The 26060-nt window shown below is 36.1% G+C and carries 27 protein-coding genes and 1 riboswitch; of the genes, 20 read left to right on the top strand and 7 right to left on the bottom strand.

Annotated elements, in window-relative coordinates:
- Positions 1–164 precede the first annotated feature (164 nt).
- From ABMA76_RS08310 to ABMA76_RS08300, 3 genes are all read left to right on the top strand, one after another.
- The gene (locus ABMA76_RS08310) at positions 165–620 is read left to right on the top strand and encodes a hypothetical protein (protein ID WP_021266502.1); all 456 of its coding nucleotides are present in this window, start codon (positions 165–167) and stop codon (positions 618–620) included.
- Positions 621–749: 129 nt separating this feature from the next.
- Positions 750–1343, top strand: coding sequence for an OmpW family protein (locus ABMA76_RS08305; RefSeq protein ID WP_393061345.1), 594 nt, complete (start codon positions 750–752; stop codon positions 1341–1343).
- A 94-nt stretch (positions 1344–1437) separates the two neighbouring features.
- Positions 1438–2004 carry a GNAT family N-acetyltransferase gene (locus tag ABMA76_RS08300; protein ID WP_392856598.1) on the top strand — a complete coding sequence of 189 codons (567 nt, stop codon included), beginning with the start codon at positions 1438–1440 and terminating at the stop codon, positions 2002–2004.
- On the opposite strand, the gene ABMA76_RS08295 is transcribed toward ABMA76_RS08300, so the two are convergent.
- Positions 2001–2948: a hypothetical protein gene (locus ABMA76_RS08295; RefSeq protein ID WP_393061344.1), complete on the bottom strand. Its 948-nt coding sequence runs from the start codon at positions 2946–2948 to the stop codon at positions 2001–2003. The two genes, ABMA76_RS08300 and ABMA76_RS08295, sit on opposite strands and share 4 nt — an antisense overlap.
- A gap of 99 nt (positions 2949–3047) precedes the next feature.
- Positions 3048–4202, bottom strand: a complete 1155-nt coding sequence (locus ABMA76_RS08290) for a phosphatase PAP2 family protein (protein ID WP_393061341.1) — start codon at positions 4200–4202, stop codon at positions 3048–3050.
- 184 nt (positions 4203–4386) lie between these two features.
- Between ABMA76_RS08290 and ABMA76_RS08285 the strand changes: the two genes are divergently transcribed.
- The 9 genes from ABMA76_RS08285 to ABMA76_RS08245 all read left to right on the top strand — a co-directional run bounded on the left by ABMA76_RS08285 (position 4387) and on the right by ABMA76_RS08245 (position 13410).
- Positions 4387–4713: a hypothetical protein gene (locus tag ABMA76_RS08285; protein WP_392856594.1), complete on the top strand. Its 327-nt coding sequence runs from the start codon at positions 4387–4389 to the stop codon at positions 4711–4713.
- A gap of 98 nt (positions 4714–4811) precedes the next feature.
- Positions 4812–5648, top strand: coding sequence for a LysR family transcriptional regulator (locus tag ABMA76_RS08280; protein WP_392907118.1), 837 nt, complete (start codon positions 4812–4814; stop codon positions 5646–5648).
- A 79-nt stretch (positions 5649–5727) separates the two neighbouring features.
- Entirely contained in the window at positions 5728–6330 is a 603-nt protein-coding gene (locus tag ABMA76_RS08275) for a DUF899 family protein (protein ID WP_392856589.1), read from the top strand.
- 62 nt (positions 6331–6392) lie between these two features.
- The gene (locus ABMA76_RS08270) at positions 6393–7799 is read left to right on the top strand and encodes a sensor histidine kinase (protein ID WP_392907121.1); all 1407 of its coding nucleotides are present in this window, start codon (positions 6393–6395) and stop codon (positions 7797–7799) included.
- Between the two features lie 118 nt (positions 7800–7917).
- Positions 7918–9321, top strand: a complete 1404-nt coding sequence (locus ABMA76_RS08265; protein WP_393061339.1) for a sensor histidine kinase — start codon at positions 7918–7920, stop codon at positions 9319–9321.
- Positions 9322–9413: 92 nt separating this feature from the next.
- A complete protein-coding gene (locus ABMA76_RS08260) occupies positions 9414–9863 on the top strand; it encodes a hypothetical protein (protein WP_392907126.1) in 450 nt (149 codons plus the stop codon).
- Positions 9864–9942: 79 nt separating this feature from the next.
- Positions 9943–11463: a S8 family serine peptidase gene (locus ABMA76_RS08255; RefSeq protein WP_392907128.1), complete on the top strand. Its 1521-nt coding sequence runs from the start codon at positions 9943–9945 to the stop codon at positions 11461–11463.
- A 61-nt stretch (positions 11464–11524) separates the two neighbouring features.
- Positions 11525–12919: an ATP-binding protein gene (locus ABMA76_RS08250; RefSeq protein ID WP_393061337.1), complete on the top strand. Its 1395-nt coding sequence runs from the start codon at positions 11525–11527 to the stop codon at positions 12917–12919.
- A gap of 86 nt (positions 12920–13005) precedes the next feature.
- The gene (locus tag ABMA76_RS08245; RefSeq protein ID WP_392907132.1) at positions 13006–13410 is read left to right on the top strand and encodes a hypothetical protein; all 405 of its coding nucleotides are present in this window, start codon (positions 13006–13008) and stop codon (positions 13408–13410) included.
- On the opposite strand, the gene ABMA76_RS08240 is transcribed toward ABMA76_RS08245, so the two are convergent.
- The 4 genes from ABMA76_RS08240 to ABMA76_RS08225 are packed head-to-tail and all read right to left on the bottom strand — an operon-like array spanning position 13407 to position 17633.
- Complete coding sequence (locus ABMA76_RS08240; protein ID WP_393061335.1) at positions 13407–14714, bottom strand: cryptochrome/photolyase family protein; 1308 nt, start codon at positions 14712–14714, stop codon at positions 13407–13409. The genes ABMA76_RS08245 and ABMA76_RS08240 overlap by 4 nt on opposite strands.
- A gap of 1 nt (position 14715) precedes the next feature.
- Positions 14716–15672, bottom strand: a complete 957-nt coding sequence (locus ABMA76_RS08235; protein ID WP_392907137.1) for a YbgA family protein — start codon at positions 15670–15672, stop codon at positions 14716–14718.
- Positions 15673–15692: 20 nt separating this feature from the next.
- Complete coding sequence (locus ABMA76_RS08230) at positions 15693–16226, bottom strand: lipocalin family protein (RefSeq protein ID WP_392907140.1); 534 nt, start codon at positions 16224–16226, stop codon at positions 15693–15695.
- Positions 16227–16244: 18 nt separating this feature from the next.
- A complete protein-coding gene (locus ABMA76_RS08225) occupies positions 16245–17633 on the bottom strand; it encodes a TIGR01777 family oxidoreductase (protein WP_392907142.1) in 1389 nt (462 codons plus the stop codon).
- Positions 17634–17715: 82 nt separating this feature from the next.
- On the opposite strand from ABMA76_RS08225, the gene ABMA76_RS08220 reads away from it, so the two are divergent.
- The 4 genes from ABMA76_RS08220 to ABMA76_RS08205 all read left to right on the top strand — a co-directional run bounded on the left by ABMA76_RS08220 (position 17716) and on the right by ABMA76_RS08205 (position 21125).
- Positions 17716–18621, top strand: a complete 906-nt coding sequence (locus tag ABMA76_RS08220; protein ID WP_392907144.1) for a MerR family transcriptional regulator — start codon at positions 17716–17718, stop codon at positions 18619–18621.
- Positions 18622–18690: 69 nt separating this feature from the next.
- Positions 18691–19032 (top strand): hypothetical protein, encoded by a 342-nt coding sequence (locus ABMA76_RS08215; RefSeq protein ID WP_392907147.1) that lies wholly within the window; start codon positions 18691–18693, stop codon positions 19030–19032.
- A gap of 89 nt (positions 19033–19121) precedes the next feature.
- Positions 19122–20624, top strand: coding sequence for a hypothetical protein (locus ABMA76_RS08210; RefSeq protein ID WP_392907149.1), 1503 nt, complete (start codon positions 19122–19124; stop codon positions 20622–20624).
- A gap of 99 nt (positions 20625–20723) precedes the next feature.
- Complete coding sequence (locus ABMA76_RS08205) at positions 20724–21125, top strand: hypothetical protein (RefSeq protein WP_392907152.1); 402 nt, start codon at positions 20724–20726, stop codon at positions 21123–21125.
- Positions 21126–21159: 34 nt separating this feature from the next.
- On the opposite strand, the gene ABMA76_RS08200 is transcribed toward ABMA76_RS08205, so the two are convergent.
- Positions 21160–21789: a hypothetical protein gene (locus tag ABMA76_RS08200; RefSeq protein WP_392907155.1), complete on the bottom strand. Its 630-nt coding sequence runs from the start codon at positions 21787–21789 to the stop codon at positions 21160–21162.
- Between the two features lie 85 nt (positions 21790–21874).
- Positions 21875–21979: riboswitch (cobalamin riboswitch) on the top strand.
- 19 nt (positions 21980–21998) lie between these two features.
- On the opposite strand from ABMA76_RS08200, the gene ABMA76_RS08195 reads away from it, so the two are divergent.
- The 4 genes from ABMA76_RS08195 to ABMA76_RS08180 all read left to right on the top strand — a co-directional run bounded on the left by ABMA76_RS08195 (position 21999) and on the right by ABMA76_RS08180 (position 26005).
- A complete protein-coding gene (locus tag ABMA76_RS08195) occupies positions 21999–22394 on the top strand; it encodes an acyl-CoA thioesterase (RefSeq protein ID WP_392907158.1) in 396 nt (131 codons plus the stop codon).
- Between the two features lie 44 nt (positions 22395–22438).
- The gene (locus ABMA76_RS08190; RefSeq protein WP_392907160.1) at positions 22439–23005 is read left to right on the top strand and encodes a pentapeptide repeat-containing protein; all 567 of its coding nucleotides are present in this window, start codon (positions 22439–22441) and stop codon (positions 23003–23005) included.
- Between the two features lie 24 nt (positions 23006–23029).
- Positions 23030–24520, top strand: coding sequence for a hypothetical protein (locus ABMA76_RS08185; RefSeq protein WP_392907162.1), 1491 nt, complete (start codon positions 23030–23032; stop codon positions 24518–24520).
- A 222-nt stretch (positions 24521–24742) separates the two neighbouring features.
- A complete protein-coding gene (locus ABMA76_RS08180) occupies positions 24743–26005 on the top strand; it encodes a sensor histidine kinase (RefSeq protein ID WP_392907164.1) in 1263 nt (420 codons plus the stop codon).
- The last annotated feature ends 55 nt before the right edge of the window (positions 26006–26060 follow it).

Raw genomic sequence — 26060 nt, 5'->3', positions numbered from 1 at the left:
AGGTATGTTATGGCCCTATCCTTCTTCAATCCTATAAGAATTACTGCTATTTATGGTGTTGTAAGTATTTGAAAATCAATAAATTTAACTTTCTTAAGTTGTCATTTATTGCCATTCCATGATCTTTATTGCGAAAATACTCGTTCAATTTAAAGGAGAAGTTAATGAAATCTATCATTCTAATGCTGGCAATGCTGCCTTGCCTTGTTTTTGGTTATAACCACCCAGACGCAAAAACACTTATGACTGAATACCAAGAATTTCGTTCGATGGTTTCAACAATGAAGCACGATTACCTAGTAGGTGATTGGTATAAGGCAAAAGACTTTGGTGACACAACTCTTATGTGGAACCTTGGTGATAATCTAACTGATCGTGAAGTTATTCGTTTCTTTAGAAGAAAGGCCGACGGTTCTGTCTTCACTGTAACGTATCACCGCTCAGATTATATTGTTGATGGAAGAATTGTTCTTCGTCGTTTTGTTGGGCCAGAGCCAACAGGTTGGATCAACCATACGATCGATTATGAAACAGGTGAGCAGCTAGGTTCTCAAGGCTGGTGGCCAATGTTTGATGATTCAGATCATGCATTCATGCAACAGTGGGGATTCCATTACTAAGAATTAAAAATGAAAGCCTACAAAAGTAGGCTTTTTTTTATTTTTATTTTTATCTCTGATCTGTCTCATAAAAATTTAAAAACTCTTTTGTTATTTTTTTTTATATAAAAAAACACATAAGGAGTTTTTGTGAAAAAAACATCAATCATTTCAATTCTATTTTTCTTAATGTTTAATTCTTTTTCATTCGCGCAAGAAAACGCGATGGTGCGTGTAAGAGCGCTTGGTGTAAGCCCTGATGTTAGTGATAGTATCGGTGGTAATATTGCAATTAATAACGAATCAGTACCTGAAGTCGACTTCTCTTACTTCTTCCATCCAAACTTTGCTGTTGAATTAATTCTTGCAACAGCAACTCATGACGTAAATCTAAATGGAACAGGAAGCCTTGGAAGTGTTTCTCTTCTACCTCCAACATTACTTGCTCAGTACCATATGGACTTTGGTATTTTAAAACCATATGTAGGAGCAGGGATCAACTACACAATCTTTTATGGAGAAGTTCCTGGAGGCATGGCCTCAACTAAGTACGATGATTCATTTGGATATGCATTACAGCTTGGTACAGATATCAAGGTTGCACAAAATATGTATCTAAACTTTGACGTAAAAAAACTTTACTTACAAACAGATGCAACAGTTGATACTGGATCTGGAGTTGTGAATGCTGAAGTTGATATCGATCCTCTCCTTGTTGGTGTCGGTATTGGTTTTAGATTCTAAGACTCTAAAATGGGGGAGGTTATGTGGCGTAGCCTCCTCTTTAAATCTTGCTTAATTCATTTGCACCCATCCGTATTTCCTGTATCATTTCTCTATGATGGAATTTGAAATTAGAATCCTAGAAGGCAAAGAATTTGATAAGTATTATCAAGCACACAAAGAAGAAGTCTTTGAAGAAGACCATAGTTATGTTCTTTGGGACATTCTCTCAGAAGAAGAATTAGCTAATATTAAAAGACTAAAAGAGAATATGGGCAGTCCATATCAACTCTGTCTTGCGGCCTTCGATAAGGATGAGAATTTCATTGGCTGGAGTTGGGGTTTCCAAGAAAATAGTACAACTTATTATATGTGTAACTCGGCCGTTCTTCCTGAGTATCGTCGCCATGGTATTTATGGGGCCATGCTTGATAAGACTCTCGCTATTTTAGAGGCAGAGGGCTTTCAAATGGTTTATTCTCGCCACTGCGCTACGAATAATGCGGTTATTATCCCAAAGCTTAAGGCCGGCTTTCTTATTTCTAAAATGGAAATTGACGATAAATTTGGAGTTCTTATTCATCTTCATCACTACTTTAATGAGAAGAGAAAGAAAGTTATGGATTATCGTGCCGGGCAGGTTAAACCCGACACTGAAATTAAAAAACTTTTTAAGCTCTAGCGAACACAGTAGTAATTCAAGACTTTTGCATTCACTGACCATGGATCACGTACTGGTGAGGGATTCATAAGTCCTGGGTGATATACCTTTCCACCACGAAGTGCCCAGATATTTTGATGAATTGAAACTCCACCGTTCCAATCACCGTAAGCATCAATTGCCTCAAGTTCAGATCCATTAGGAAGTCTTGCATACATATTGTCACAAGCTCGTTCTGCTTGTCTTAATGATGTTACTCTTCCGACTGATCCATTATGAGTTCCAATAATTGTAAGCTTTCTTCCATTCACTCTAAGTGTTGATGGAAATTGTGTTCTTTGAAAGTCCTCAAACATACGTGAAGCAATTTGAGACATCACAACTGAAGGTTGTCCTATTCCCTGATAATTCTTTGTCGATCCATCTGATCCTACAAGAGTAAGAGTTACTTGGATATTACCTCGACAATTAGGGGCAAATGAATATGAACCATAGGCCATATAATCAACAAGCTCTCCTGCATTATCAGGAATCCATCCAGGTCTTTGACCATTATTGATTGAATTAAAGATATAACGAATATTATTCATTTGGACGAATTCTAGTTTTCTATCAACCACTGGAAAGTCACGATAGTAACCATCAAAATATGCTTTAAATGTATTTTCGAGCGTCACATCAAGATACTTATGTTGAGTGGCAAGTCTTACGTTCTTGTCGTATAAGGCATCGAAAGTAACAAGCATTTGTAAGGCCTCGCTTCCTTTTGCTCCTGATTGCATAAGCTCTGATGCTAAACCTGTCATCTCACTCATATACTCTGAGCGAGTTTGCGAGTAGGCTTGCTTATAGGCGCAAAGATCCGCTCCTCTTACAAAGGGGATTGATGACCAGATACGGGCCGCTTGAGCTTGAGCGCTAATACTAATAAAAGCTAATAGAGCTAGGGATTTCAACTTCTTCATAATATCTCCAAGTTGCCTGATTATAGGGGGATATCGAAATTTATCATAGTTAGTCGATAAAATTTATACGTATAAAGGCCAGCTTTGCTGGCCCGGGTTTTAGTTTTGTGATCTTAAGTAAGCTTCATAGATACAAGCACGGATTTTCTCTTTTCCTTCAGGCATCTTTTTACACTGAAATTCTCCCTGCGAGTTCTTTCTCTTAGGAGTCCATTCAAAATTAACCATGAATGTTCCTGATTCAGCATTCCAGCTTGGAAAAACCATTAGTCCACCTTCGCTATCATCACTTTCGTGCATTCTGATAACAAGCTTTGTGATGAGGTGACCTGCGATAGCACCTGCAAATACGTCAGATAACCAGTGCTTTCTGTCGTGTAGACGTCCATATGAAGTTAGGGCCGCAACACCATAGGCAAGGTATGGGACGACTTTATTGTCTTTGTAGATTTCAGCAAATACAGTTGCAAATGACCATGCTCCTGAAGAGTGGCCTGAGAAGAATGATTTTCCTTCCGTTCCAAATGCATACGCTCCAAGATCTTTATTTGGTCTTTGACGGCCAAAAGTTTTCTTAAAGCCTTCCGTTACAATTTGTGTCGCAATTTGAGATGTGACAACATAGAGACCTGCTTTTTTAAGCTTTCCATCTTCAAGGACTACTCCCATGAAGTAAGAACCTGCAGCAGCACCTCCCATAATGAGACGCTCGTGATTATTAGTTGGGTATACTAGTTTTTCAGTAAAGCCATTCTTATGATCTTGAATGAAGTCCATTGTTTCTTCATCAGAAGCAAACATAACAAGTCCAAGAGAAGTGGAAGCGGCAAGCATAAGTGCTTCTTTATCGCTTAGACCTAGAGGAATAAAGTAACCCTTCTTATTATCACTAGGATCATACTTTCTTAGGAATTCAGAGAATTCTTTTGGGTTCATTCCACCACGAATGGTTTCATTACCAATACGCCCTTTGATACCTTCCATATCATCAATGCGTTTTTGTTCTTCATCACTACAGCCTTGAATAGTATTCTTACAGCTATAGATTTCATCTAGCATCCTCTTTGCTTGAGAGCGCATATCAATTTGAGTTTCATCTACGGATACACAGCCTTCATAGCGCCACTCACAATTATGTTGGAGAGGATTAAAAGACTCCTGTTGCCAGAAGTAGTTATTCTCTTGTGCAAAAGCACTCGATACGAGAGTTGATAAAATTATACCTTTAGTTACGATCTTTCTTATATTTTTCATGCGTGCAATATAGCTTAGTGGTGAAATAAGTGGTGATAAGTGTAAATAATCATGAGGGAGTCAAAAAAGTAGACACTATAAGTATCTAAAATATTTAGAAGAATAAATTACATACCTACGAATACTCGTAGACGTTTAAATAGAAAAATTGTTATTTAGACAAAAAACCTATGAGGAGAATAAGATGAAAAAATTATTAATGGTAGCGATGCTATCACTTACTTCAGTTGCAGCACCTGTTTCAAACTCAGTAATTGCACAAGCAAAGAAAGCTGTTGAAAAAACTGCAAAAGCATATTTTGGTCCAAAAACTTACGTATACTACTCAAATAGTAGTGCAGAAGATAAAGAAGTCTTCTTCAATGTCCTATGGTCAGAAGAGACGACTGATGTTTACTATGATGAAGGTGAGCAAATTTATGTTCCTGTAAAAACAGATTGCGAGCAGGAAATGGTTTACCTAGTGGACTCAAAAAAAGTTCTACTTACTCAAAACGCTTATTGCTACTAAAAATTTAAAGGGAGCTTCATGCTCCCTTTTTTTACATGTAATAATGAAAGAGTATGGATGCTGTTTTGAAATATCATAATGATATGGTATGAAATGGCATGAATATAAATCTCAACTATATTGAAGTCTTTTGCCATCTCGGGCAGAACTTAAATTTTTCGCAAACGGCAAGAGAGCTTAATACTTCTCAGCCTGCGATTTCTCGTAAGATCAAGCTCTTAGAAGATGAGCTAGGCTATGAGCTATTTGTTCGATCAAATAAAACAACTTCTTTAACAGTTAAAGGTCAGGCTTTCCTCGATCAAGTTCTTCCAAGCTTTAATACAATAAGTGGTGCTATTCAAAATAAAGCACAAAGAATTGATTTGAAGGTAGGAAGTATTTTTGAAGCCGGAGAGAAGTTTTTACTGCCGGCCTTAAATGTATTACACGATAGGGAGAATATTGGTCATTTTGACTTACACTTTGACTCTGCCATTAACCTGATTGAAAAGCTACAAGCAGGTGAATTAGATATTATTATGACCCATGTTATTCCGACGCAAAAAAGCTTGGCCGCCTTTGAAGTCTGTCGTGATGGGACATACTTAGTTGGCCCTCTAAATGAAGATAGCAAGCAAAAAAGAAAGCTTGTTACTTATCGTAAAGAAGATCTCTATACCGAAAACTTTTTGTCTCGTTCTTTAGGAAAGAGTTGGCGATCAAAATTTGAAGCAGTCGGCTGTGTAAACTCTCACAAGGCAATGCTGACTCTTTGTGAAGTTGGTGGTCTTTTTTGTGTTGTTCCCTCATCAAGCTTTAATGAATCTAAAAAGCTAAAGATCTATAAGAAGAAAGAAAGTAGTCATGGTATCTATATTTGTGTCAGGCAAAATTATCTTGAAAATAGAGATACAAAAAAGCTTATTACAGAACTAATCAATTGTTTAAAATAGATTTCCAATTCTTTACCTTTTCGTAAATTGACGGCCCCGTATCCACAAACGAATATATCTTCATTCGATTGGAGTTTATATGGGAAATGTTTCAGCACTAAAAGAAGCAGAAAAAGAGCTATTTGAGTTAACTCAAAAGGTTGCAGCTTTGCGTAAAGATCAACCAGCTCAAGAAGTAAAAGATTACACTTTTCGAAGCACAACTGGTGCCGTGAATTTATATGATCTTTTTGGGGATAAAGATCAACTTATTATGATTCATAATATGGGACAGGCATGCCGTTATTGCACGTTGTGGGGAGATGGAATTAACGGCCTTGTTTCTCATATTGAGAGTGTGTGTTCGTTGGTTTTGGTTTCTAAGGATGATCCAGAAATTCAACGTCGCTTTGCAAATGAGAGAGGGTGGCGCTTTAATATATTATCTCATGGGGGAGGAGATTATATAAAAGAACAAAGCGTCGTTGCGGGTGAGGTGAATATGCCTGGAATTGTCTGTTATCAAAAAGTTGGCACTAAGGTCTATCGAAAGAATTCTGCGGTTTTCGGTCCTGGGGATGAATTTTGTTCAATGTGGAATATTCTAACATTGGCCGGAGTCTCTTCAAGTGACTGGACTCCGCAGTATAGTTATTGGAAGCGTCCTGAACACATGGATGATGGGGGTGAGAATCTACAGTAGTTCTTGAATGTTTGATACGTAAGGTACATAATATTTGTGTATTCTGCTAAGAGGGAGATGGCGTGAGCCTTGATATCTATATTCATATTACACGTTATCTTACGATATTTTTCTTGGCCTTCTTCACTTATCAATTCTTTTCAGGACTGGTTAGCTCTTACACTATTAAGGAACGTTCTAGTCTTTGGTATACGCAGATGTGTCTCTTCTCTGCTATGTACTGTCTATTCTTCACTATAAATACTCATGTTACAGATATTAAGACGTCAAATGCCATTTTAAATCTCTTGTGGATTTTTGCATTTATCGCTTTCTATTGTTATATGCATGCAATTGAAGCATTCTTGGGTAAGAGCTTAAAATTTTTAAAGATTCCAAAAGTTGTTATTTTCGTCCTTACGATTGTTCAACTCATTTCTTTGGGATCTTATATCATCTTTGACAATAGCTTTATCTTTACGGCCCAGAGTATTGTAAATGAGTCATTCTTTTATCAGTCGGCCCAGATTGCAATGTCTCCGAATATCTTTGGACAAATTGTCGGCAGCCTAGGTGCCCTTTCTGTTTTCTTTGCAAGTGCTGTTATTTGGAAAGAGTTAGAGAAGTCGAACTCGAAAGAATACTTATTAAAAATAGGGATTGTCTTAACGATTTTATCAGTAATTAATGACACATGCTTAAGCTTAGAGGTTTCAGGGGCCCTCATTCCAATCTATTATTTAGCAAATGCTTTTGAAGCCGTTAGATTTAACTTCTTTTATCGTAAGCTAGCCTTTGAAAAATTATTTAATCTTGAAAATGAAGTCATTAGGCTCTCCAAGGTGGCCCAATTTGGTTTCGCTGCTGCAAGTATTGCTCATGATATAAAGAATCATATCTTTGTTATCAAGGTAAAGATTAGCTCGCTTCTTCGCAATAAAGTCGAAGATAAGCAGAGGGCCTATGAGGAAATCTTAAAACACAATGATAAACTTCTAGAGATAACTGATCTCTATATGAATATTTTTAAAAATAATATTGCCTCAAAGAAAGAGGACTATTCTAGTTTAGAAATTATTCAAGAAATTGAAGAATTAGTATTTCCTAAGTTTGAGGCCACCAATGTTAAGCTTGAAATTGTGGCCGATGAATTTACCATTCACTGTAATAAAACAGAGATAGTCATCTCTGTGGTTAATCTCATCAGAAATGCTCTAGAAGCTGTTCAAGGTAATGAAGGTACAAATAAGTGGGTGAAGCTTATCTTTAAAGGGCATGATAAATCTATTCATGTCGTTGATAGTGGAGGTGGAATCGAGCCTCGTACTGCTGAGCATATTTTTGAATTTGGCTTCACCTGTAACAAGAAGAGCAGCGGCCATGGGATTGGGCTTGCCATTACTAAGGAGCTTTTAAGTCGCTCCGGCTTTAATTTGTGGCTAAATGATAAATCACCTAATACAACCTTTACGATTGATCTGAGTGAATAAACCTATTGTAAGTGGTTAATATCTTTAGTGGTTTTCAAGTTTTTTTAGTTATTCTGATAAATTATATTTTGATAGCAATTATACTAAGAACTAAGTCATTAATTTTTGAGGAACGTTTGTGGAACTTGACTTATATATATCATTTACAAGATATTTAACGACATTTGTTTTTTCATTCTTCGTTTATCAATTCTTTGCGAGTCTAACGAATTATTATCAGATAAGAGATCGAAATATACTCTGGCCGGCAGCAATGTGTTTATCAACGGCCTGCTATTGTTTTGTCTTTGCCTTTAACACTCATTTTATAAATCAAAAGCTCTCTGACTTTATTTTAATTATATTTTGGATTTGTGCATATAGTTCCTTCTACTGTTATTTGCGAACGGTTGAAGTTTATTTTGGTCACAAGGTTAGAGGACTTTCATTTGCTAAGTTGTACTGTTTAAGCTTTGTTTCTATCCTTCTAGTATGCTCCTTTTCTACGACTCTCTTTGACTATAACTTTCTCTTTGATAATCATCATTACATAAAAGATAATCTCTTTGCCAAAACAATGCATTTTAATGTCTCTCCTAATCTTTTAGGAAAACTCCTGGGAGGACTTGGTGCTATTGTCGTTTTCTACTCGTGTACGATGATTTGGCTTGAATTAAATCGCTTAAGAAAGCGAGAACTCTTCCTACGAATAGGTATTGTTGTAAGCTTTCTTGTGGTCTTAAATGATTCTCTTCTTGGGCTTGAGGTAACAGGTGCGATCTTGCCACTATACTACTTTGGAAATGCTTTTGAGGCAGTAAGGTTCAATGTCTATTATCGCCATCTTAGTTATCGAAAAGTGTACAACCTTGAAAGCGAGGTTATTCGACTTTCTAAAATTGCGCAATTTGGCTTTGCTGCAGCCAGTATTGCTCATGATATCAAAAATCATATTTTCATCATAAAAACATCTGTTGAAAGGCTGATTAAAAAGAGACCAATGGATATTGAAAATACCTACTTCTCAATTGATAAGCACACCAATAAAGTCACTGAAATTACAGATCTCTACATGAATATTTTTAAGAAAAATACGAATAATGAGAAAACGCTGACATCGATTAGTGTCGTTATTGAAGAAGCTTTAGAGCTGGTAAAGCAAAAGTTTAAAAAAGCACAGGTGGAATTAATCGTAGAAGTTGAAGACTTTGAATTGAGTTGTAATCAGACAGAAGTGACAATCTGCTTGGTTAATATCCTAAAAAATGCATTGGAGGAAGTTTCAAGTGAAGGAAAATACACATCTCCCTGGGTTAAGCTTAAATCAGTTTCTAAAGAGAGAAAGCTGTCGATTATTGATTGTGGAAGTGGAATACAGAATGTCAGTAAACGAGAGCTATTTAAACTAGGTTATACAACTAAGAATAACGATGGTGGCCATGGGATTGGGCTTGCTATCACTAAGGAGTTACTAGGGCGGGCCGGATTTGAGCTGGATTTGGACCGAAATATGCCCAATACAACCTTTGTCATAAACTTTTGACAGGTAGGTTAATATTACATACTAACCTGATTAAATTTTATTTCTTCAGTATAAGATTCTCTATAAAACATTAAAATTTAAAGGAGAATCATATGAAATTACTATCTTTAGCAGTCTTAATTGCACTTTCTGCAAACGTATCAGCAAGCTCTAATCTAGATAACTTCGTTTCAGATTTAAATGACCTAAATGGGAAATCTGGAAAGGTTATAATGAATGGAGAGGAAAGAGGAAATTGTACGGTTCTTGTTGAGAGTGATAGTGACGCTGTAAGAGTAGAGTTTGATACTGATAATCCTGATTTATATGCAAATCCAGTTTCTGTTGCTCTTCTTGATAGTGCCAAGCTCATCAAAAATGATACTCTTTTAGTTTCAACAAGCTCTAATCGTCCAGGTGGAGATGCTTGTGGTGATTTCGGCGGAGAGACAGGTTATAAAGAGAAAATTATAATCGATGAAAATTCAGTTTCAATTGATATTAGCTACCGTTGTTTTCTAATTCAAAAGAATGAAATTAACTACACTTGTGAGTTAAACTAAGAAGTGTCTAAATTTTAAACTGAGACATAGAATTTTCAAATTTCAAAAATAAAATTCAAAATTAAGATATAAAGGGATTATGAAAATAATCCCTTTTTTTATTTCCCTTGTTTCAGTTACAAATATTTTAGCAGCAGAGTCATGCACTCTTGATGGTAATGTCAAAACATGTATTGACGGTACTAAGAAAAGTATTTCTAAATACTTTGAAAAGAATAATAAAATCTCATCCGAAGAATTCTTTTTAAATAATAGACTGATCAAGCAAAACTTCTACACGATAGAAGGAGAACAGATCTCAAGAGTTACTTACGAGTACAAAAGTGATTCCACTTTTTATAAAACGGTATTTAACACTCAAAATAATCACGTCCAATCTAAGGTCTTAATTCAAAAAAACGGTGAACAAGAAATTGTCCTTAAAGAGTATGGATTTGATAAGAGAACTCATATTTTAGAAAATATCGATAGAATTTCTGATGACTTAATTGTTGAAAGAAAAGTGATTAATCCTGATGGAGAGGACTTTAAATATAAGTTTATCTATGATGATAAACGCATTATCGGTTTTGATGTCTTCAATAATAATGACGTCAAAATTGGTGATTATATTCAGAATGAAATTGGTGAGGTCGCTGGCGGGCCTCGTGATGCAACTGTTAAGATCGCTGTTATTGACTCTGGCTTTGATCATAATCACCAAGATATTCAAGACCATATCCTCATCAACTCCATTGAATCTTTTAATAAAGAAGATAATGATGGTGACGGCTTTGTCGACAATATTCTAGGTGTCCACTTTGATGGAGACAGCGATATCAAATTTATGAATCCTTTTTCTGGCTTCCTTCCTCGTACAGGAGGTGGATCAAGTCAGAAGGCCGGTATTTATGGTATTCCTTTTGAGACGATTAAAGCAAAGGGGACAACTGGCCCAATCACTTCTCACGGAACACATGTCTCTTCAATTGCTCTAAAGGGACTTAAGTCAGCTTCACTTCTTGCATTTGCTGGCGACTTTGGAGAGTCGAAGTATTTGGATATGATTTCTAAAAAACTACAAAATTCAGAAGTTGATTTTGTTAATATGAGTTTTTCTTTTCCTCATCAATCCCTAGGACTTGTGGATCGTAAGACTTATCGCAGTCTTCAAAATATGTTTTTAAATAACCCCGATGTAGTCTTCTTTGTAGCCGCAGGAAATGATGGTCGCTTCTTAAATGGAAGTCGTGATTGTATGTATCCAGCTTGCTACGCTTATCCAAATGTTATAACTATTGGAGCAACCACGGATAGTGAGTGGCGAAGTGATGAAAATTATGAAATGGCCGACTTTTCAAACTACAGCTCGAACTATGTTGACTTCTTTGCCCCTGGAACAAAAGTTGAGGCCGCTCTTCTTGGTGATATGAAGATTCGTCATTCTGGAACTTCGATGGCATCTCCGATGGCACTTAATATGGCAGCACATCTTAAAGAACAAAATCCGAATATGAGCGCATTAGAGATCGTTGAGCTCATGAAAGAGCAGAGTATTAAGAAGAACATAATTGAGTCAAAATTTGGTGTTATAAGACCTTTACCAACTGTCTTGAGATAATTTTAATAAAATCAGGCATTTTTAGGTGTTTTAATTATTTTAAATATAGTATATTTACTGTATGAGCATCGAAGAATACAAGGTACTTACTAGATATGTAACGACCTTCGCATTTGCGTTTTTCTTGTACCAAGCTTCAATAGGGGTTTATACCTCTAGGAAGTTACTTAGTCGCAAGGTCTTCTGGCATATCGCTATGTGCTTAAGTGCGGGCTCATACGCTATCCTAATTGCTTTAAATACCCATATTACAGATATTAAGCTATCTAATTTTCTACTTCTTACGTATTGGTTTTTCGCATACTTCACTTACTATTGTTATATCAAGGCCATCGAAGGGTTCTTTGGTCATGATTTGAAGCTTTTAAAACCGGCAAAGGTTTTTTGTATTGGTCATTCAATCTTCCAGGTCGTTGGAGGCTTCCTCTATCTGCTCACTGATATTGACCTCATGTTTATTCCTCGTGAAACCCCGCCGACAACTCTTTTTACTCAGGCCTTAAATCTAACAATATACCCAAGTAATTTAGTCGTTATTGTCGGTTTCTTTGGGCTTGTAACTATCCTTTACACAACGGTTATCATTTGGCGCGAACTTAATAAGAGGGAAGGTAAGGAATATCTCTTTAAGGCAGGTGTACTAATTACTTTATTTGCTTCTTGCTGGGATACGATGATTGGAACTGAAACGGTCGGTTACCTCGTTCCAATTTATTACCTCGGTTACGTATTCGAATCGATGCGTTTTAATATGTATTATCAAGACCTGGCCTTTACTAAGATGTATAACCTTGAAAAAGATATGGTTAAGCTTTCTAAGGTTGCTCAATTTGGTTTTGCTTCAGCAAGTATTGCTCACGATATTAGAAATCATCTCTTTGTTCTAAATACGACAAATGATCGACTTGATAAGATGATCGATACGGAACTATCTCCTTATACACAAAAGTTACGTCGCCATATTGGCAAAATCCTTGAGGTAACAGACCTCTATATGAATATTTTTAAAAAGAATTACTCTTCTTCAAAACAGAAGATTTCAATCTCCCAAATCACACAGGAAGCATTAGAGCTTGTTAGTGATAAGATTGAACGCCATAGTGTAAAGGTTGATATTGAAATAGATGACTTTGCTATAGAAGGAAATGAGACTGAGTTAAGTCTTTGCTTAGTTAATTTAATTAAAAATTCTTTAGATGAGATAGAGTCTACGGACTCACCTTGGATTAAGGTTGTTGCATCTTCCTCAGAGCGCTTCATTAAGATCGTTGATAGTGGAACAGGTATCCCTATGAAGGCCCAGGAAGGGATTTTTGAATTAGGTGATTCAAGAAAGAAGTCTGGTAATGGTCACGGTGTAGGACTTGCTATTACGAAACAGATTATAGAACGCTCTGGTTATAAGTTATTTATCGATAACGAGAGTGAGAATACAACTTTTGTTATTAATTTTTAGATTTCATTAAGATTGTTTAAATATTTTATTTATTGAGTCTACCATGCTAGAAATTGCCAAGCATATTTAGTATTAGGGAGCTCAATATGAAAAACATCTTTATTACACTCATTTTTGTGAGTGCAGCTACTGCATTTGCAAATCCATTAAATTCAACATTTGTCATAACATCTGACTCGAAGCTAGGTGCCATTATTGGTTTTAGTGACTCTAGTTTCAATTACGATGAAAGTGATTCGATTAGAGCACGTCAGTTCTGCTATGTAGGGGATGCAAAGCAAGTTTGCAATCTTATCCTTCAAGCAGCATTTGATATGAATGGACGCTATTATCAAGGTTCACATGATCGTATTGAAGTTCTTAGTTGTGATGAGCATCTTGCAGCTGATGAATACTCAAACGATGAAGTTGTTGTCGAATATAACCTAAGTGATGATTATGGATCAGACTTCAACGTCACTCGTAACATCGGACCTTGTGTAAGTATTTAATTACAGGCCTTATAGGCTTTTAAAGTCTCATGATAAGCAATTTTATGATCAATGATTTCATCTGGGTATTCTGACGTTCCATATTCAGGTACCCATTTTTTTATATACTTAAAATCAGGATCAAATTTCTTCTGCTGAGTGTAAGGGTTAAAAATCCTAAAGTATGGAGCTGCATCACAACCTGTTCCGGCAACCCACTGCCAATTGCCATTATTAGAGGCCAGTTCAAAGTCGTTAAGCTTTCTTGCAAAATACTCTTCTCCCCAGCGCCAATCAATGAGTAAGTCTTTGACAAGAAAAGAAGCTGCTATCATGCGAACACGATTATGCATATGTCCAGTTTCGTTTAGCTCTCGCATTCCAGCATCAACGATAGGGTATCCAGTTTTACCTTCACACCACTTCTTAAATAGCTTCTTATTATTATTCCATTTAATTTGACTATACTTTTCTCTAAAAGGGCCATCAATAACATGAGGAAAGTGGTACATGATCTGGATAAAAAATTCTCGCCAAATTAATTCACTTAGCCAAACTTGATTCCTTTTAAAACCAACTTGTGCACATTTTCTAGGTGAGACCGTACCAAAGCGAAGATGAATTCCTAACTTTGAAGTTGCATCTAGTGCTGGAATATCGCGGTTTTGATCGTAGCTATCAATCACTTTGCCTTTTATCGTTTTAACTTGATTCTTTACCTTCTCGTTATAGATAAAGCCCAGCTCTTCTAAGCTTGGAAAACTCTTTGTATTAAATTTGTGAAAATTATCGAAGTACTTATGAGTTTCAATTGTTGCGATATCTTTTGGTGCAAGTGTTGAAAGCCATTTATTCTTAAATGGGGTGTAGACAACATAAGGTTTACCATCTTCTTTAAGAATGTCATTTTTGGCAAAGATACAGTGATCTTTGTAGCGAGAAAACTTTATCTCGTTCTTTTTAAGAACTTGCTCTACCTTATTATCTCTTTTAATTGCATAGGGCTCATAGTCTTCATTAGTAAAGACTTCTCCTATATTATAGTTTTTGCATAACTTTTTATAAGCTTCTTCAGGAGTAGAATGAAAGACTAAAATATCACTACCCATATCATTGAGCTCTACTTTGATCTCTTTGATTACATCATGGATAAAGCTAACCCTTAGATCGTCTTCATCTTTAAGTTTTGAAAGAATATTCTTATCAAAAATAAAGATTGGAATAACAGGCTTTTCTGATTGAAGTGCATAGAGAAGTCCTCGATTATCTTTTAACCTCAGGTCTCTTCTAAACCAAAATATATTAACTTTTTCTTTTTTTTTCATCTTATGCAATATTCTTTAATAACTTTAAATCTTTTGGATATGGCCCAAAAATATACTGGTCTTGAAGATAAGTTTTCTTGTGTGTATTTGTGAGAATATTTAAAAATGAGTTCACTGTTAGATAGTTGGAAATGCCATTCTTATAATCTTCCATCATTTTGATAAGAATATCTTTTTCATGAGTAGAAAGATCTTTTTTAAAGTATCCAAATACATGAAAGCAGGCATTAAGACGATTTTTTCTTGTGGGAAGAATATCTAAAGTCTTCATGAAGAGATCAAAGTATTTTATATAGACTTCACTAGCATCAAGCTTTTCGTGATTGGCAGCAATGCTTCCGAGCTGTCTTAAATTATTCTGATTGTGCTCCATGATAGAATACTTATACATTTGATGAAAGAGTTGAAGTTCTCTAATTGAACCATCGAGCTCTTGAAATCTTAAATGTGAAAAGATTTTTTTTACAAAATTCTCTCTTAGTTCAAGGTTCTTAATTCTCCCACTATCGATATAAGGGAGGCTTGGCATTGCCTCCATGATGTATTGAGCATAAAGTCCTGTGGACTTTGTGACATAGTTTTCATCACTAAGTGTGATTGTTTTTACATTATCTGTTCCACAAGTAGGGGATTTTCTTGTGAAGATATGGCCGTTTATTTTTTCACGTGCAATCCGTTCTTGAATTTTTTGATAAATATCATGGGCCTCATCTGTAAGATCTTTTTTTGAAAACTTCGATCTTAAACGAACCTCGTTAGAGTCTTTATCTACTTTGAATAAGTGAATCTCTTCTCGTGGAACCCCTAGACCCATTTCAAACTCAGGGCACACGGGTACAAAATCGACAAACTTTGAAAGTTCAGAGAAAACCCAATCTTCACGGCAGTGACCGCCATTATAGCGAATATTCTCACCTAATAGACAAGAGCTAATGGCAATTTTTGGTCGTAAAGACATTGGGTTCTCCTTTATATTGATTAGTGCTTTGTTTTAATTAGTTTAGATGTATCAAAGTGAAGATCCTTCGCCTTGGCAACTAGTTCAAGGTAGATCTTTTCATCAAGTTCTTTTGTTCTTGATAGAATCCATAGATACTTTCTTGAATTATCACCAACCATGGCATATTCATAATTTTCACCTAGTTCTAAAATCCAATAATTTCCAGCAAAGATTGGAAGTTTTATTCCACGTAGAAAGAATTGAACTTTAAGTTTTGCATTTGTTTCCTTATCAACAACCCAAGCTCGTGCTTTGGCCGTCTTTAATTCTCCTGATGGAGAGTCTTGGCGACATGTATTTAGAACTTCAATGTCTCCATCTTTGCGCAGACTATAATTAGCAGTAACTGCGGCACAACCTTTTTGAAAGCTTTGTTCAAAGCGGGCAATTTCATACCACTTACCGAGGTACTTTTGTAGCTCGACATAATCAACTGTATCTAGGGGAAGTGAAGATCCAGAGAAAGTAAGTGAACTAGATAAAATGGCAATAAGTAACATGAGCTTCTTCATTTTTTCTCCTCTATAATTTTATTCAACATGGTTATCAGTCTCACCAAAAATTTTGTATAATTTTTGGCTACGATAATTAAAAATTTTATTAATATCTTTTCTAACAAATGCTCCCGCAAAGATACTTCCAATCTCTCCCATAGGAACTTTGTAAGAAACATTATCAGTCATCAATGTTCCATTCGCATATTTCTTAAAGCCGTGAGTATGAACCCACTTCTTATATGGCCCTTTCAGTTGTGTATCAGTGAACTCTTTGTTTCGATCGAAGCTGGAAATCTCTGTCTTCCATTTGAATGGTAAACCGTAGAGGCTTAACTTATAATCAATGATTGTTCCGGCCTCAATCTGTTCAGTACTTTTTCCAAGTACTTTAAAGCTTAGAGAGTCAGGTGTAATTGTCTCTAGATTTCTCTCGTCACTAAAGAAGTCAAAAACTTCATCTAATGGGTGCTCGACCCATTGTACTTGTTTAAATTCCTTTTCCGGCCCAACGAGATTAGTAAGTGCATCTTCAAGGTGGTCAAATTTGAATTTGTAGCCTTTCTCTAAAAGATTTTTAGGGTATACATTTTGGCCATCAAGAACAAGGGTGGCCATTTCACCGAGAATAATCTTTAAGGCAAAACCTGGAGCTGGAAGTAAAGTTGGACGTTTTAAAACTTTACCCATGATTCTAGTAAAATTAGAATTTGAGTGGGCCTTAGGTGCTACAGCATTGAATACTCTTTCACTAAAGTCATTTTCTACTAAGAAGCGGTAGATCGAGACCATATCAGAAAGATGAATCCAACTCATCATCTGTTCACCACTTCCTAATTTTCCGGCTACTCCTAGTTTAAATGGAATAAGCATCTTCTCTAAAGCACCACCATCTCTAGCAAGGACAATTCCTGTCCTGACATGATTGACGATGATTTCTTTGTTTTGGATATTGAACGTTTCTTCTTCCCAGGCAATGCAAGTCTTAGCGAGAAAGTCACTTCCAAAGTCTGCTTTCTCATCTAAGACTTGATCTCCACTTCGATTGCCATAGATTCCAATGGCGCTTGCGCTAATAAATTTCTTAATCGGCAAAGTTTTATTTTCATTAATTGTATTCACGAGTAGGCGAGTTGAAAGCACGCGTGAATTGATGATTTTTTCTTTTTGTTTTTTCGACCATCTTCTTGCTCCAATATTTTCGCCAGCAAGATGAATGATAGTATGAACCGAATCAAAGGCCGCTTTATCAATCTGAGCCTTTTGCGGATCCCAGAAGAAACATTTTATTGGAATATTAAAAGAAGCTTGAGCTCTCTTAGGAGCGCGACTAAGAACACGAATATCTTCATGGCCATTAATGGCCAATTCATGAATTAATTCTCGGCCGATAAGCCCTGTTGCACCAGTAATTAGAATTCCCATTAATTACTCCTTGTATAGGTTATGTATATATAATACAATATACAATACTTAAACACTTAATTGTGAGATATTGAGGTAAAAAATGAAGCAAAATGTAGCAATTCGAATAATATCAGGTATTTGTAATGTTCAACCTCACACAATTCGCATGTGGGAGAAGAGATATAATGCTTTTAGCCCAATACGAGATGAGGCCGGTCAGCGTTTGTATGGCCCAGAAGACCTAGCGCGTGCCAAGATTATTGCCTCTCTTATAAAGTCAGGTCAAACCATCTCTAAGGTGGCCAATCTATCACTAGATGAGCTTAAAGAGTTGAGCCTTGCTATTAGTGAGTCAAGCTTGTCGCAAGAGGACAAGGTCGAACAATCAGTCGATAAGCTCTTTTCGGCATTAGCTAAATATGAAATTGAAGATGTGAGAAATGAAATTGAGTTCTTGCGATTAAGTCTTAGTGCCCAAGATTTTATCTTTTCAGTAGTTCTACCTGTTATGAGAAAGATTGGAAGACTAGTCTTTGAGGGAAGTTACAGTGTTACTCAAGAGCATATAATTTCGACGATTATACGTGATCAAATTGGGCAGATTAGACTTCCAAACAACGATACAAAGGGACGCTATGTTCTGGCGACACCAGAGGGAAACCTTCACGAGCTTTCGATTATGATTGCAGATATTTTGTGTCGAATAAGAAGAGTGGGAACATTCTATCTTGGTGCCGCAAATCCTGCTGAATGCTTAGCTGAGGCCATTAATGCCCTAAATTGCAAAGGGCTCATTCTAGGAGCTGTCTCATCTGATAGCTGGGACTATTTCAAAAGTATTGTTCCATATTTGCAAAAAATCGATGAGAAGCTTGAGCGAAAGATAGAAGTGGTTATTGGTGGAGGCTATCCAATTGAGCTTCCTGAATTCAAAAATATTGAGTTGGTGTCAATTATTAGTGACTTTCAAACCTTTGATAGTACTTTTCTCGCCAATACTGCCTAATTAACGCAATATGTTTTGTCATATTATTGTTTGATGGGTAAAACTTCCTCACTTATATAAGGGGGAAAAATGAAAAACACAATTATGATGCTAGTGGCGCTCTTTGTAAGCACGCAAGTATTTGCCATTAACGGATCAAATGAATGCCTAAGATTTGAAAACGATGCAGTTAAGGTTGAAGCAATCCAATTCACTGCTGATCTATTAAATTACGACTCTGTGGAAGCGTTTTGTACAGCTGATCGTCTTTGGGACCTACAGGTTTCTCACGCTCCAAACTTTTGGCCAGTGGGTGAGGAAGAGGATCACCATGTTAAGCTTATGCTTCACTATGAGTACCATAGCTGCACAATCTACTATAACCAAACTCAAAAGAAGTTAAGTCGCCAACGTTGTTACAACACATGGTAATCTAGAGAACATATTTTCATATACTTAAGGCCTACAATTGTGGGCCTTTTTTGTCATTTTTTTCATGATTATTCCGATAAATAAATATCATGATGAATTTAAACTCAAAATTTCTTATCTTTCTTATTTTGTCCTTCTTTAGCATTCTTGCCAAGTCAGAAGAAAGACAGGCCTTTGAATTCGATGATAATAAAGACGGAAAGATTGATAATATCTTTCGCTATCAAAATCAGCGCTTAATTGAACATTTCAATGATCGTAATTACGATGGAAAATTTGATTATCAAATGAAAGTCGTGGGTGGGCTTACAACGATTGAATCGGATAATAATTTCGATTTAAAATTTGATCGAGTGGAGCTAATTGAGAATCTTGATAATGAGTCTATTTACAAACTCTACCGTATTGAAAATGGTAAGCGTGTTTTGGCGTTTGAAAAAAGAATTCAAAATATTCAAAACAGTGAAGATGTAAATATGTGTTCATATGAGAGCTTTTTAAATTCGATCAATTCTCTTGATGGCCTAATCTCCGATTTTGATCCAATTCTTGAAAAACTCAATAATGGCTTCTATGAATTCACGCCAGGAGTAAATATCCATAAAAGTTGTCTTGATAACTTTGGTGATGATAATTTTGAAACTCTTATGCGAAACTCTCTTGATAAAGGAATGAGTTGTCTTTCAGAACTTGGAACTAATAATAAAGAGACTGGGGCAAAAGCTGAGATCGCAAATATAATTAATCTTTTAAATATTCAATTAAGTGGTAAGGTCAGGCCCACATCGGTAATCTGTCATCAGAAAGATTACTCTTGGGATGGAACGATTGCTAATGCTTCTGTCGGAAGTAACAAGCTAAAGAGCCTAGGAATCAACGGGCCATATGTCTCCCTAAATCCAAAAATGAAGTCTGGCTTTCTAGGTTCAATTAAAAACGGTCCTCCTAAAGACGAGCTTGAAGGAATAGTATTTCATGAGCTGCTACATAATCTTGGTTATCGCCATGGACATGGGATTGATGTGAGCTACGGTTGTGAAGTTTGTTGTTTCTCTGAGAATAAGTCAGCTAAGGTTTCGGCCTGTAATATTTGTCTAGGGGCCTATGATCCTAAAAATGAAATTGACCCAAACTACTTAAGAGATATGGCAACACTTTCTAGTGAGACTGGTTTAATTAGTGCCGAAATTTTTATTTATAAAAATATAAGTCGTATTCCTGTTAATCAAAAAAATATTGATTCAGTTTTTCTTGGACTGGCCACGCGTGGGGCAGGGGTTATGCAGGAATTTATGCGACAAATGAAGGAGCGAGGCCTTAAGGTTTCTGAAGATGGAGCTCGAATAAAGAAGCTTATTAAAGAGGCCAAGAGATACCGTCCTGTTAATGATTTCATCGCACAGGTGAATGAAGCCTATGTTTCGGCCGTGATCACAGGCTTTGTGGATAAGAAGGCCACGACGGCCAAATTTAAGCTCTCTAAGAAGATTAAATCTAGTGACTTAAGAGATATTGCGGATCGAAATGAAAGAGACTCTGAAGCTTCTAGTAAGCTTGCACGTGGAGTTGAGATGATTGAGCAGTTATTTTAATTTATCTAATAATTAGATCGTGTAAATGCTATTAATAGGATTTACATACAATGTGTCGCATCCTATATTCCCGAAAAATCATTATTTGGGAGATCAGTCATGAAAAAAATCATTATTCTAGCATTCTTTGCATCATCAATTTTTGCAAATACTTTAACGGCTCAAGAAGAAAGTAGAGTTGTAACAGAGATTGATAATATCTGTGGGGACACTTGGTGTGAAGGTGATTTCAATTTTCGATTTGATACTTTCATGTGTAATGCCGAGACAAACTCTTGTGTTCTAGACTTTGTTATTCTAGATGAAGTTTGGGGAGATGATGATTCTTATTCGACAACAGCATATGAAGCAACTTGCGAAATCAAAGGGTATACAAAGTATGATCAAATGATTGAAGTTTCTCGCAATGGTTGGCCAAGATTAAAGAATGATTTTTACTTTGCGGTTACAGATTGTGTGACTGAGCAAGAAGAAGTTGTTTACGATAAACTAGGATACTAAAAAGATAAAAGGCCTCTTAAAGAGGCCTTTTTTATTACTTTAATTTATATGGAAGTCCTGTTTGTGGGTTCTTTAAAACACCGGTGCTAAAAGTACCCGGTATTTTCTTACCATTGGATAAAATCGTTACATTTACTTGATTGGCCTTTGGAAGGGACTTAAAAGCAAGTGAGATTTCATTATTTTCAAACAATTTAATATTCTTATTATCACTTGGTTCAAATACTGTGTCATATTCTTTATAAGCATACATTTCATCTAAGAAGCTAAACTCAATAGGGCGGTTAAGTTGATTTGCCCATCCAATTGCATACTTTTCACTTTGAACAATAATCTTAATACCTGTTGTACACTCTTTTCCGTATTTAAAAAAACCAGTCATCTCTAAGTTTTGAGTTTGCTTTAAAGAGAAAGTGTAGCGAGTAAGTCCACTTGATTGATTAGACTTTTTAACAACTAGTGGTGTTGTTTTATTTTTCTCTTCAAATTTTGCGCTATCGCCCCAAACTGGAATTTCATAGCGACATCTTTGCTCAAGAGTTACCTTAAAATTTAACTCATTAGTTGGAGCATAAACATCAAAGCTAAATGGTCTTGCTGTTGTCTGAACGGCCGTGGCATTAAAGCTAAGAAATAAGGCCGCAACTGATAGTAATTTCTTCATAATATGTGTCCTTAATTAATTATTGTTGACTCTCAATACCACGTCCAGGTTAATTAGCCAGCTTAATTGTAATTCTTATTGCCTTTAAGTTTTTCGAGATTTAGGATGGTTAGCGTTAGGTGGTGAAGTTGGTGAAATTCCAGCACTGTCCCGCAACGGTAAAGTCCGATCCCAAACTAGCGAAATCTTTAAGTCCCGAGGAGGAAGCAATGAATGAAGCGCAATTAAGCGAAGCGATTGCACGCGCAAAAACTACGGTAGTTAGGGCCGTCTTTCCTAATAGCACTAATCACTACGATACATTATTTGGTGGAAACACTTTAAAGTGGATGGATGAGGTCGCCTTTATTACGGCAACACGCTTTGGCCGTAAGAAATTCGTCACAGTCTCTAGTGATCGAGTTGACTTCAATATGCCTATTCCTGGCGGACATTTTGCTGAACTTGTAGGTGAGATTACAAAGGTGGGAAATAGCAGCTTAGTGGTTGAAGTAAGACTTATGCTAGAGGGAATGTATGAGGAAGGACAAGTTGAAGCTGTTAAGGGAAGCTTTACATTAGTGGCCATCGACGATTCTCGAAAACCTGTACCAATTTTCTCATAAAATTTAAAATAGCCTCGTTAATAAATTTAGTTTAAAATGCTTCTATGCCATATTTTGAAGATGAAGTTTTTGATACTGAAAATATTAGCGAGGTCAGTGAGTTTAGAGGTAGTGAGTTTATCTGCTGTGAATTTGTTGGTGTTGATATTAGTGAACTTGATGCCTCGAGTGCAAAATTCATCGAATGTACTTTTAAAAATTGTAACTTAAGTAATTTAAAATTACTTGGGGCAAGCTTTCGTGATGTCACATTCGTTGATTCTAAGTGTATCGGCTTAAACTTCAGTGACTGTAATACACTCTTCGAGCTTAAGTTCAATCGTAGTATTCTAAACTATGCTTCATTTCAAGATTGCACAATCCATGGTGCGCAGTTTATCTCATCAACTCTAAGTGAAACTGATTTCACTCAAGGCTCTTTTGAGAGTAGTGATTTTTCAGATAGTGATTTACAAGGAACAAATTTTACGAGAGCAAATTTAAAGGGCTCTAAGTTCCTTAATGCACGAAATTTCTATATTGATATTGCAAATACAAATTTAAAAAACTGTAAGTTTTCGATGCCTGAAGTTCTCAATCTATTGAGTCCATTTGGTATTGAAATCGAATAATATTTTTTAAGCTAGGAAGGCAAAATGAAGAATCAAGAAAGGTTCTCTGTTAGAGTTAAGGATAAAATTCGCTCTCAAATCAATAGTGCAACGTCACCGAAGCACCTCTACTCTCAAAAAGACTTCATGTATGAGCGAAAAGGCCCCTGGCCTCAACCTTCACCAGTTCACCCGTGGGGAGAGTCGCCAGCGGTTATTCATATTCCTTTAAGAGAAACTCTCGATTGGTGGCTATTCATTGGATCTCGCTATGTTGCAACTCTAGCTCTTTCTCCTTACTACTTTATCAAAGGTCTTATCTTTCCAGGCTTAAAGAAAGTAGGAAATAATGAATTTGAAGACCTCTTAAATTATTCCATGATGAGTAAGTTTTTAACAGATAAGTTAGATGAAGAAGATTGGCAGTGTTTTAGTGATTATAATAAAGACGAAAAAAACTGGTTTATTGTGGACCTCGACGCTGTTCGTGTTGTTAAGCCTTTAAAAGGAATTCATGTAAGTGCGACGAAAACACTTCTTTATAAAGAAGGTAATCGCTTTAAAGTCCAAGCGATCTATATTCAAAAAACAGAAACGGTTTTTGATTTTTCTAGGCCCTGCGACGGACTTGAGCTAGCAAAGTACTTTGTTCTTCAAGGTGGGGCCTTATGTGCAACGCTTGTTGTTCATCCATTGTTACACTTTCCTTTTGATTCAATTAATGCAATTTCAAAAACATCTCTTCCAAAAGATCATATTCTCTTTAGACTTCTATCTCCTCACTTCAGATTCACTCTTCCTCTAGAGAATGCAGTTCTAAATTATAAGAGCTCTCTTTTACAAGAGAAGTGGTGGATGGTCTATGCTCCATACCCTGGAGGTCCTGAAGGTCTAAGAGATCTACTTGTTGAAGGTTACAAAGGTATTAAAGGAAATCTTTCATATCCTCCTTTTTCTTATTCTCTTAAGTCTCCATGTGTAGAAGGAAAGTATGGGATTTATTTGAGTCGCTACTATGAAGTATTTTATGAATTTGTAAAAGCTATCTTGGCGGATGTAAGTGCCGATGATTTTTGGATTAGTAAATGGGCCGATTATTGTAATCAGCATGTTAATGACTTTCCTTCAAGCGGGGAGATTTTTGAAGATGATAAATTAATTCGCGCTGTCACAACCTACCTTTTCACTGTCACAGTGGCCCATGCTACAGATCATTACAATTATGGAATTTTAGATAAGAGAAAAGTTCCTCTAAGATTAAGGCAGGCTCCACCACATAAAGATACAAAAATGATAAAGAGGTCAAAGCTTGTTAATGCTATTGATCAGATGAAGTATTCCATGGCGGATAACTTATTCTTTTCACCAACAACAGTGACAAAGCTAATTAAAGCTCGCTATAAGTTTAAAGAACCAAAGCAAAGAAAAATTGCAGAAAATTTCAAGCAAGAGCTAATAAACTTAGATAAATCTTTAAAATCAGAGGGGATAGAGTATATGCCGCTTAATAAAATCTCGGCCAGTATCCAATTCTAATTTGCCATAATATTTGGGCAATATTTGTTGTTGCATCGCGCTTCTATAAAAGTTACCAAATTTTGGAAGCGCTCTTTTTTTTCTTTATTTTTAGGTGCTTATCTATTAAAAGTGATGAAATTGTCTAAATAAAAGTTATGTTTGTGGTATTAATAAATGGTTATGAATCCAGTAAACCCAATAAATAAGATTATCAGATTTCTGGCCCTGAGGGAGTCGGATATGTCTGAGCGTGATCTATCGCAGTTGAGTCTGTATATCTATACCGTTTTCTTAACTGCACCCCTAATGTGGGGGCACTTAGTTATTGCATACTTCTTTTGTGAGAACCCTTTGCTTTTTCAAATCGGAGTTGGGGCATGTCTGATTCATTTCTTTAGTCCAATTCTTTATTACTTTTTTGGGTCCTTATCTCTTGCGCTAAATATTACAATTCTGGCCGGATTTATCCATGAATTTTCTTGGTCAATTCTAACGGGAGGATTCTTTAGTGTTTCGCCAATATGGTTTGCTGTCCTACCTATGATTGCCGGACTTATTGGAACAAAGAGAGACCTTCTTCTTTGGTTTATTTTATCAATTGTGGCCGCAACATACTTATTCATTTTGCACTTAAATGGCATCGTTCTCCATAGCTATTTGAATGAAACAGGTGAAGTGTTAGGGCGCGTTCTGATCATGATTGGTTTTATTTTATTAAACTCTCTTTTTATGTTTGTCTATATGGTGGATCGAGATCGCTTCTACCATACTATTGTCGAAAAGAAAGAGCAGATTGATACTCTTTTAACATTAGTTGGGCACGATATTAGTAACCCTCTAACAGTGGTCAACCTTTCTGCAAAAAGGCTAAGTAAGTTACTATCCACAAATGAAGATCCTGATATTAAAAAGTGCTTAACTCGTATCAACTCGTGTACATCTGGGATAAGTAATATCTTGACTCAAATTCGAGACCTGCAATCAATTAAGCAAGGCAAAGTTGAACTTAAGTTTGAAAAAGTTTACTTAAATCAGGTTATTGAGTACTTATACCGAGTCTTTGAATCTAAGCTATATGATAAGAATATTAAATTAAAGTATGATTATGCTGCTAATAAGCATATCTATTTTATGGGGAATTCCACGGCCTTAAAATACCAAATTTTTGGAAACCTCTTATCTAATGCTATTAAGTTCTCTGAAATTGGCCAGGAAATTGAAATATCTGTTGATGAAAGAAGTGACGGCGTTCAAGTCAATTTAATTGATAGTGGTGTTGGTATTGAAGAGGAATTATTGGAAGTCTTATTTGAAAATAATTCTATCCCTTCAAGAGTTGGAACAAGTGGTGAAAAGGGAACTGGTTTTGGGATGTCTATCGTTAAGACATTTGTTGAACTTAGTCATGGCACAATTTCGGTACGCTCAAAAACTAAAGAAGTATCACCTGACAATCACGGTACACAATTCTCCCTATTGTTCAAAAAGACTTTGTTTTCTTAGACCAAAGCTCCTTGCTTTTGATATAATATTTTAAAATTATAACAAAAGAGGAATT

Source organism: Halobacteriovorax sp. ZH5_bin.2 (assembly GCF_043196375.1).
Lineage (GTDB): Bacteria > Bdellovibrionota > Bacteriovoracia > Bacteriovoracales > Bacteriovoracaceae > Halobacteriovorax_A.
This window is presented reverse-complemented; position numbering and strand designations above follow the sequence as displayed.

Bases quoted from the DNA above. Each gene is read 5' to 3' on its own strand.
- ABMA76_RS08310 (WP_021266502.1), top strand. From the start codon at position 165: ATGAAATCTATCATTCTAATGCTGGCAATGCTGCCTTGCCTTGTTTTT.
- ABMA76_RS08300 (WP_392856598.1), top strand. From the start codon at position 1,438: ATGATGGAATTTGAAATTAGAATCCTAGAAGGCAAAGAATTTGATAAG.
- ABMA76_RS08295 (WP_393061344.1), bottom strand. From the start codon at position 2,948: ATGAAGAAGTTGAAATCCCTAGCTCTATTAGCTTTTATTAGTATTAGC.
- ABMA76_RS08290 (WP_393061341.1), bottom strand. From the start codon at position 4,202: ATGAAAAATATAAGAAAGATCGTAACTAAAGGTATAATTTTATCAACT.
- ABMA76_RS08285 (WP_392856594.1), top strand. From the start codon at position 4,387: ATGAAAAAATTATTAATGGTAGCGATGCTATCACTTACTTCAGTTGCA.
- ABMA76_RS08280 (WP_392907118.1), top strand. From the start codon at position 4,812: ATGAATATAAATCTCAACTATATTGAAGTCTTTTGCCATCTCGGGCAG.
- ABMA76_RS08275 (WP_392856589.1), top strand. From the start codon at position 5,728: ATGGGAAATGTTTCAGCACTAAAAGAAGCAGAAAAAGAGCTATTTGAG.
- ABMA76_RS08260 (WP_392907126.1), top strand. From the start codon at position 9,414: ATGAAATTACTATCTTTAGCAGTCTTAATTGCACTTTCTGCAAACGTA.
- ABMA76_RS08255 (WP_392907128.1), top strand. From the start codon at position 9,943: ATGAAAATAATCCCTTTTTTTATTTCCCTTGTTTCAGTTACAAATATT.
- ABMA76_RS08250 (WP_393061337.1), top strand. From the start codon at position 11,525: ATGAGCATCGAAGAATACAAGGTACTTACTAGATATGTAACGACCTTC.
- ABMA76_RS08245 (WP_392907132.1), top strand. From the start codon at position 13,006: ATGAAAAACATCTTTATTACACTCATTTTTGTGAGTGCAGCTACTGCA.
- ABMA76_RS08240 (WP_393061335.1), bottom strand. From the start codon at position 14,714: ATGAAAAAAAAAGAAAAAGTTAATATATTTTGGTTTAGAAGAGACCTG.
- ABMA76_RS08235 (WP_392907137.1), bottom strand. From the start codon at position 15,672: ATGTCTTTACGACCAAAAATTGCCATTAGCTCTTGTCTATTAGGTGAG.
- ABMA76_RS08230 (WP_392907140.1), bottom strand. From the start codon at position 16,226: ATGAAGAAGCTCATGTTACTTATTGCCATTTTATCTAGTTCACTTACT.
- ABMA76_RS08225 (WP_392907142.1), bottom strand. From the start codon at position 17,633: ATGGGAATTCTAATTACTGGTGCAACAGGGCTTATCGGCCGAGAATTA.
- ABMA76_RS08220 (WP_392907144.1), top strand. From the start codon at position 17,716: ATGAAGCAAAATGTAGCAATTCGAATAATATCAGGTATTTGTAATGTT.
- ABMA76_RS08215 (WP_392907147.1), top strand. From the start codon at position 18,691: ATGAAAAACACAATTATGATGCTAGTGGCGCTCTTTGTAAGCACGCAA.
- ABMA76_RS08210 (WP_392907149.1), top strand. From the start codon at position 19,122: ATGATGAATTTAAACTCAAAATTTCTTATCTTTCTTATTTTGTCCTTC.
- ABMA76_RS08205 (WP_392907152.1), top strand. From the start codon at position 20,724: ATGAAAAAAATCATTATTCTAGCATTCTTTGCATCATCAATTTTTGCA.
- ABMA76_RS08200 (WP_392907155.1), bottom strand. From the start codon at position 21,789: ATGAAGAAATTACTATCAGTTGCGGCCTTATTTCTTAGCTTTAATGCC.
- ABMA76_RS08195 (WP_392907158.1), top strand. From the start codon at position 21,999: ATGAATGAAGCGCAATTAAGCGAAGCGATTGCACGCGCAAAAACTACG.
- ABMA76_RS08190 (WP_392907160.1), top strand. From the start codon at position 22,439: ATGCCATATTTTGAAGATGAAGTTTTTGATACTGAAAATATTAGCGAG.
- ABMA76_RS08185 (WP_392907162.1), top strand. From the start codon at position 23,030: ATGAAGAATCAAGAAAGGTTCTCTGTTAGAGTTAAGGATAAAATTCGC.
- ABMA76_RS08180 (WP_392907164.1), top strand. From the start codon at position 24,743: ATGTCTGAGCGTGATCTATCGCAGTTGAGTCTGTATATCTATACCGTT.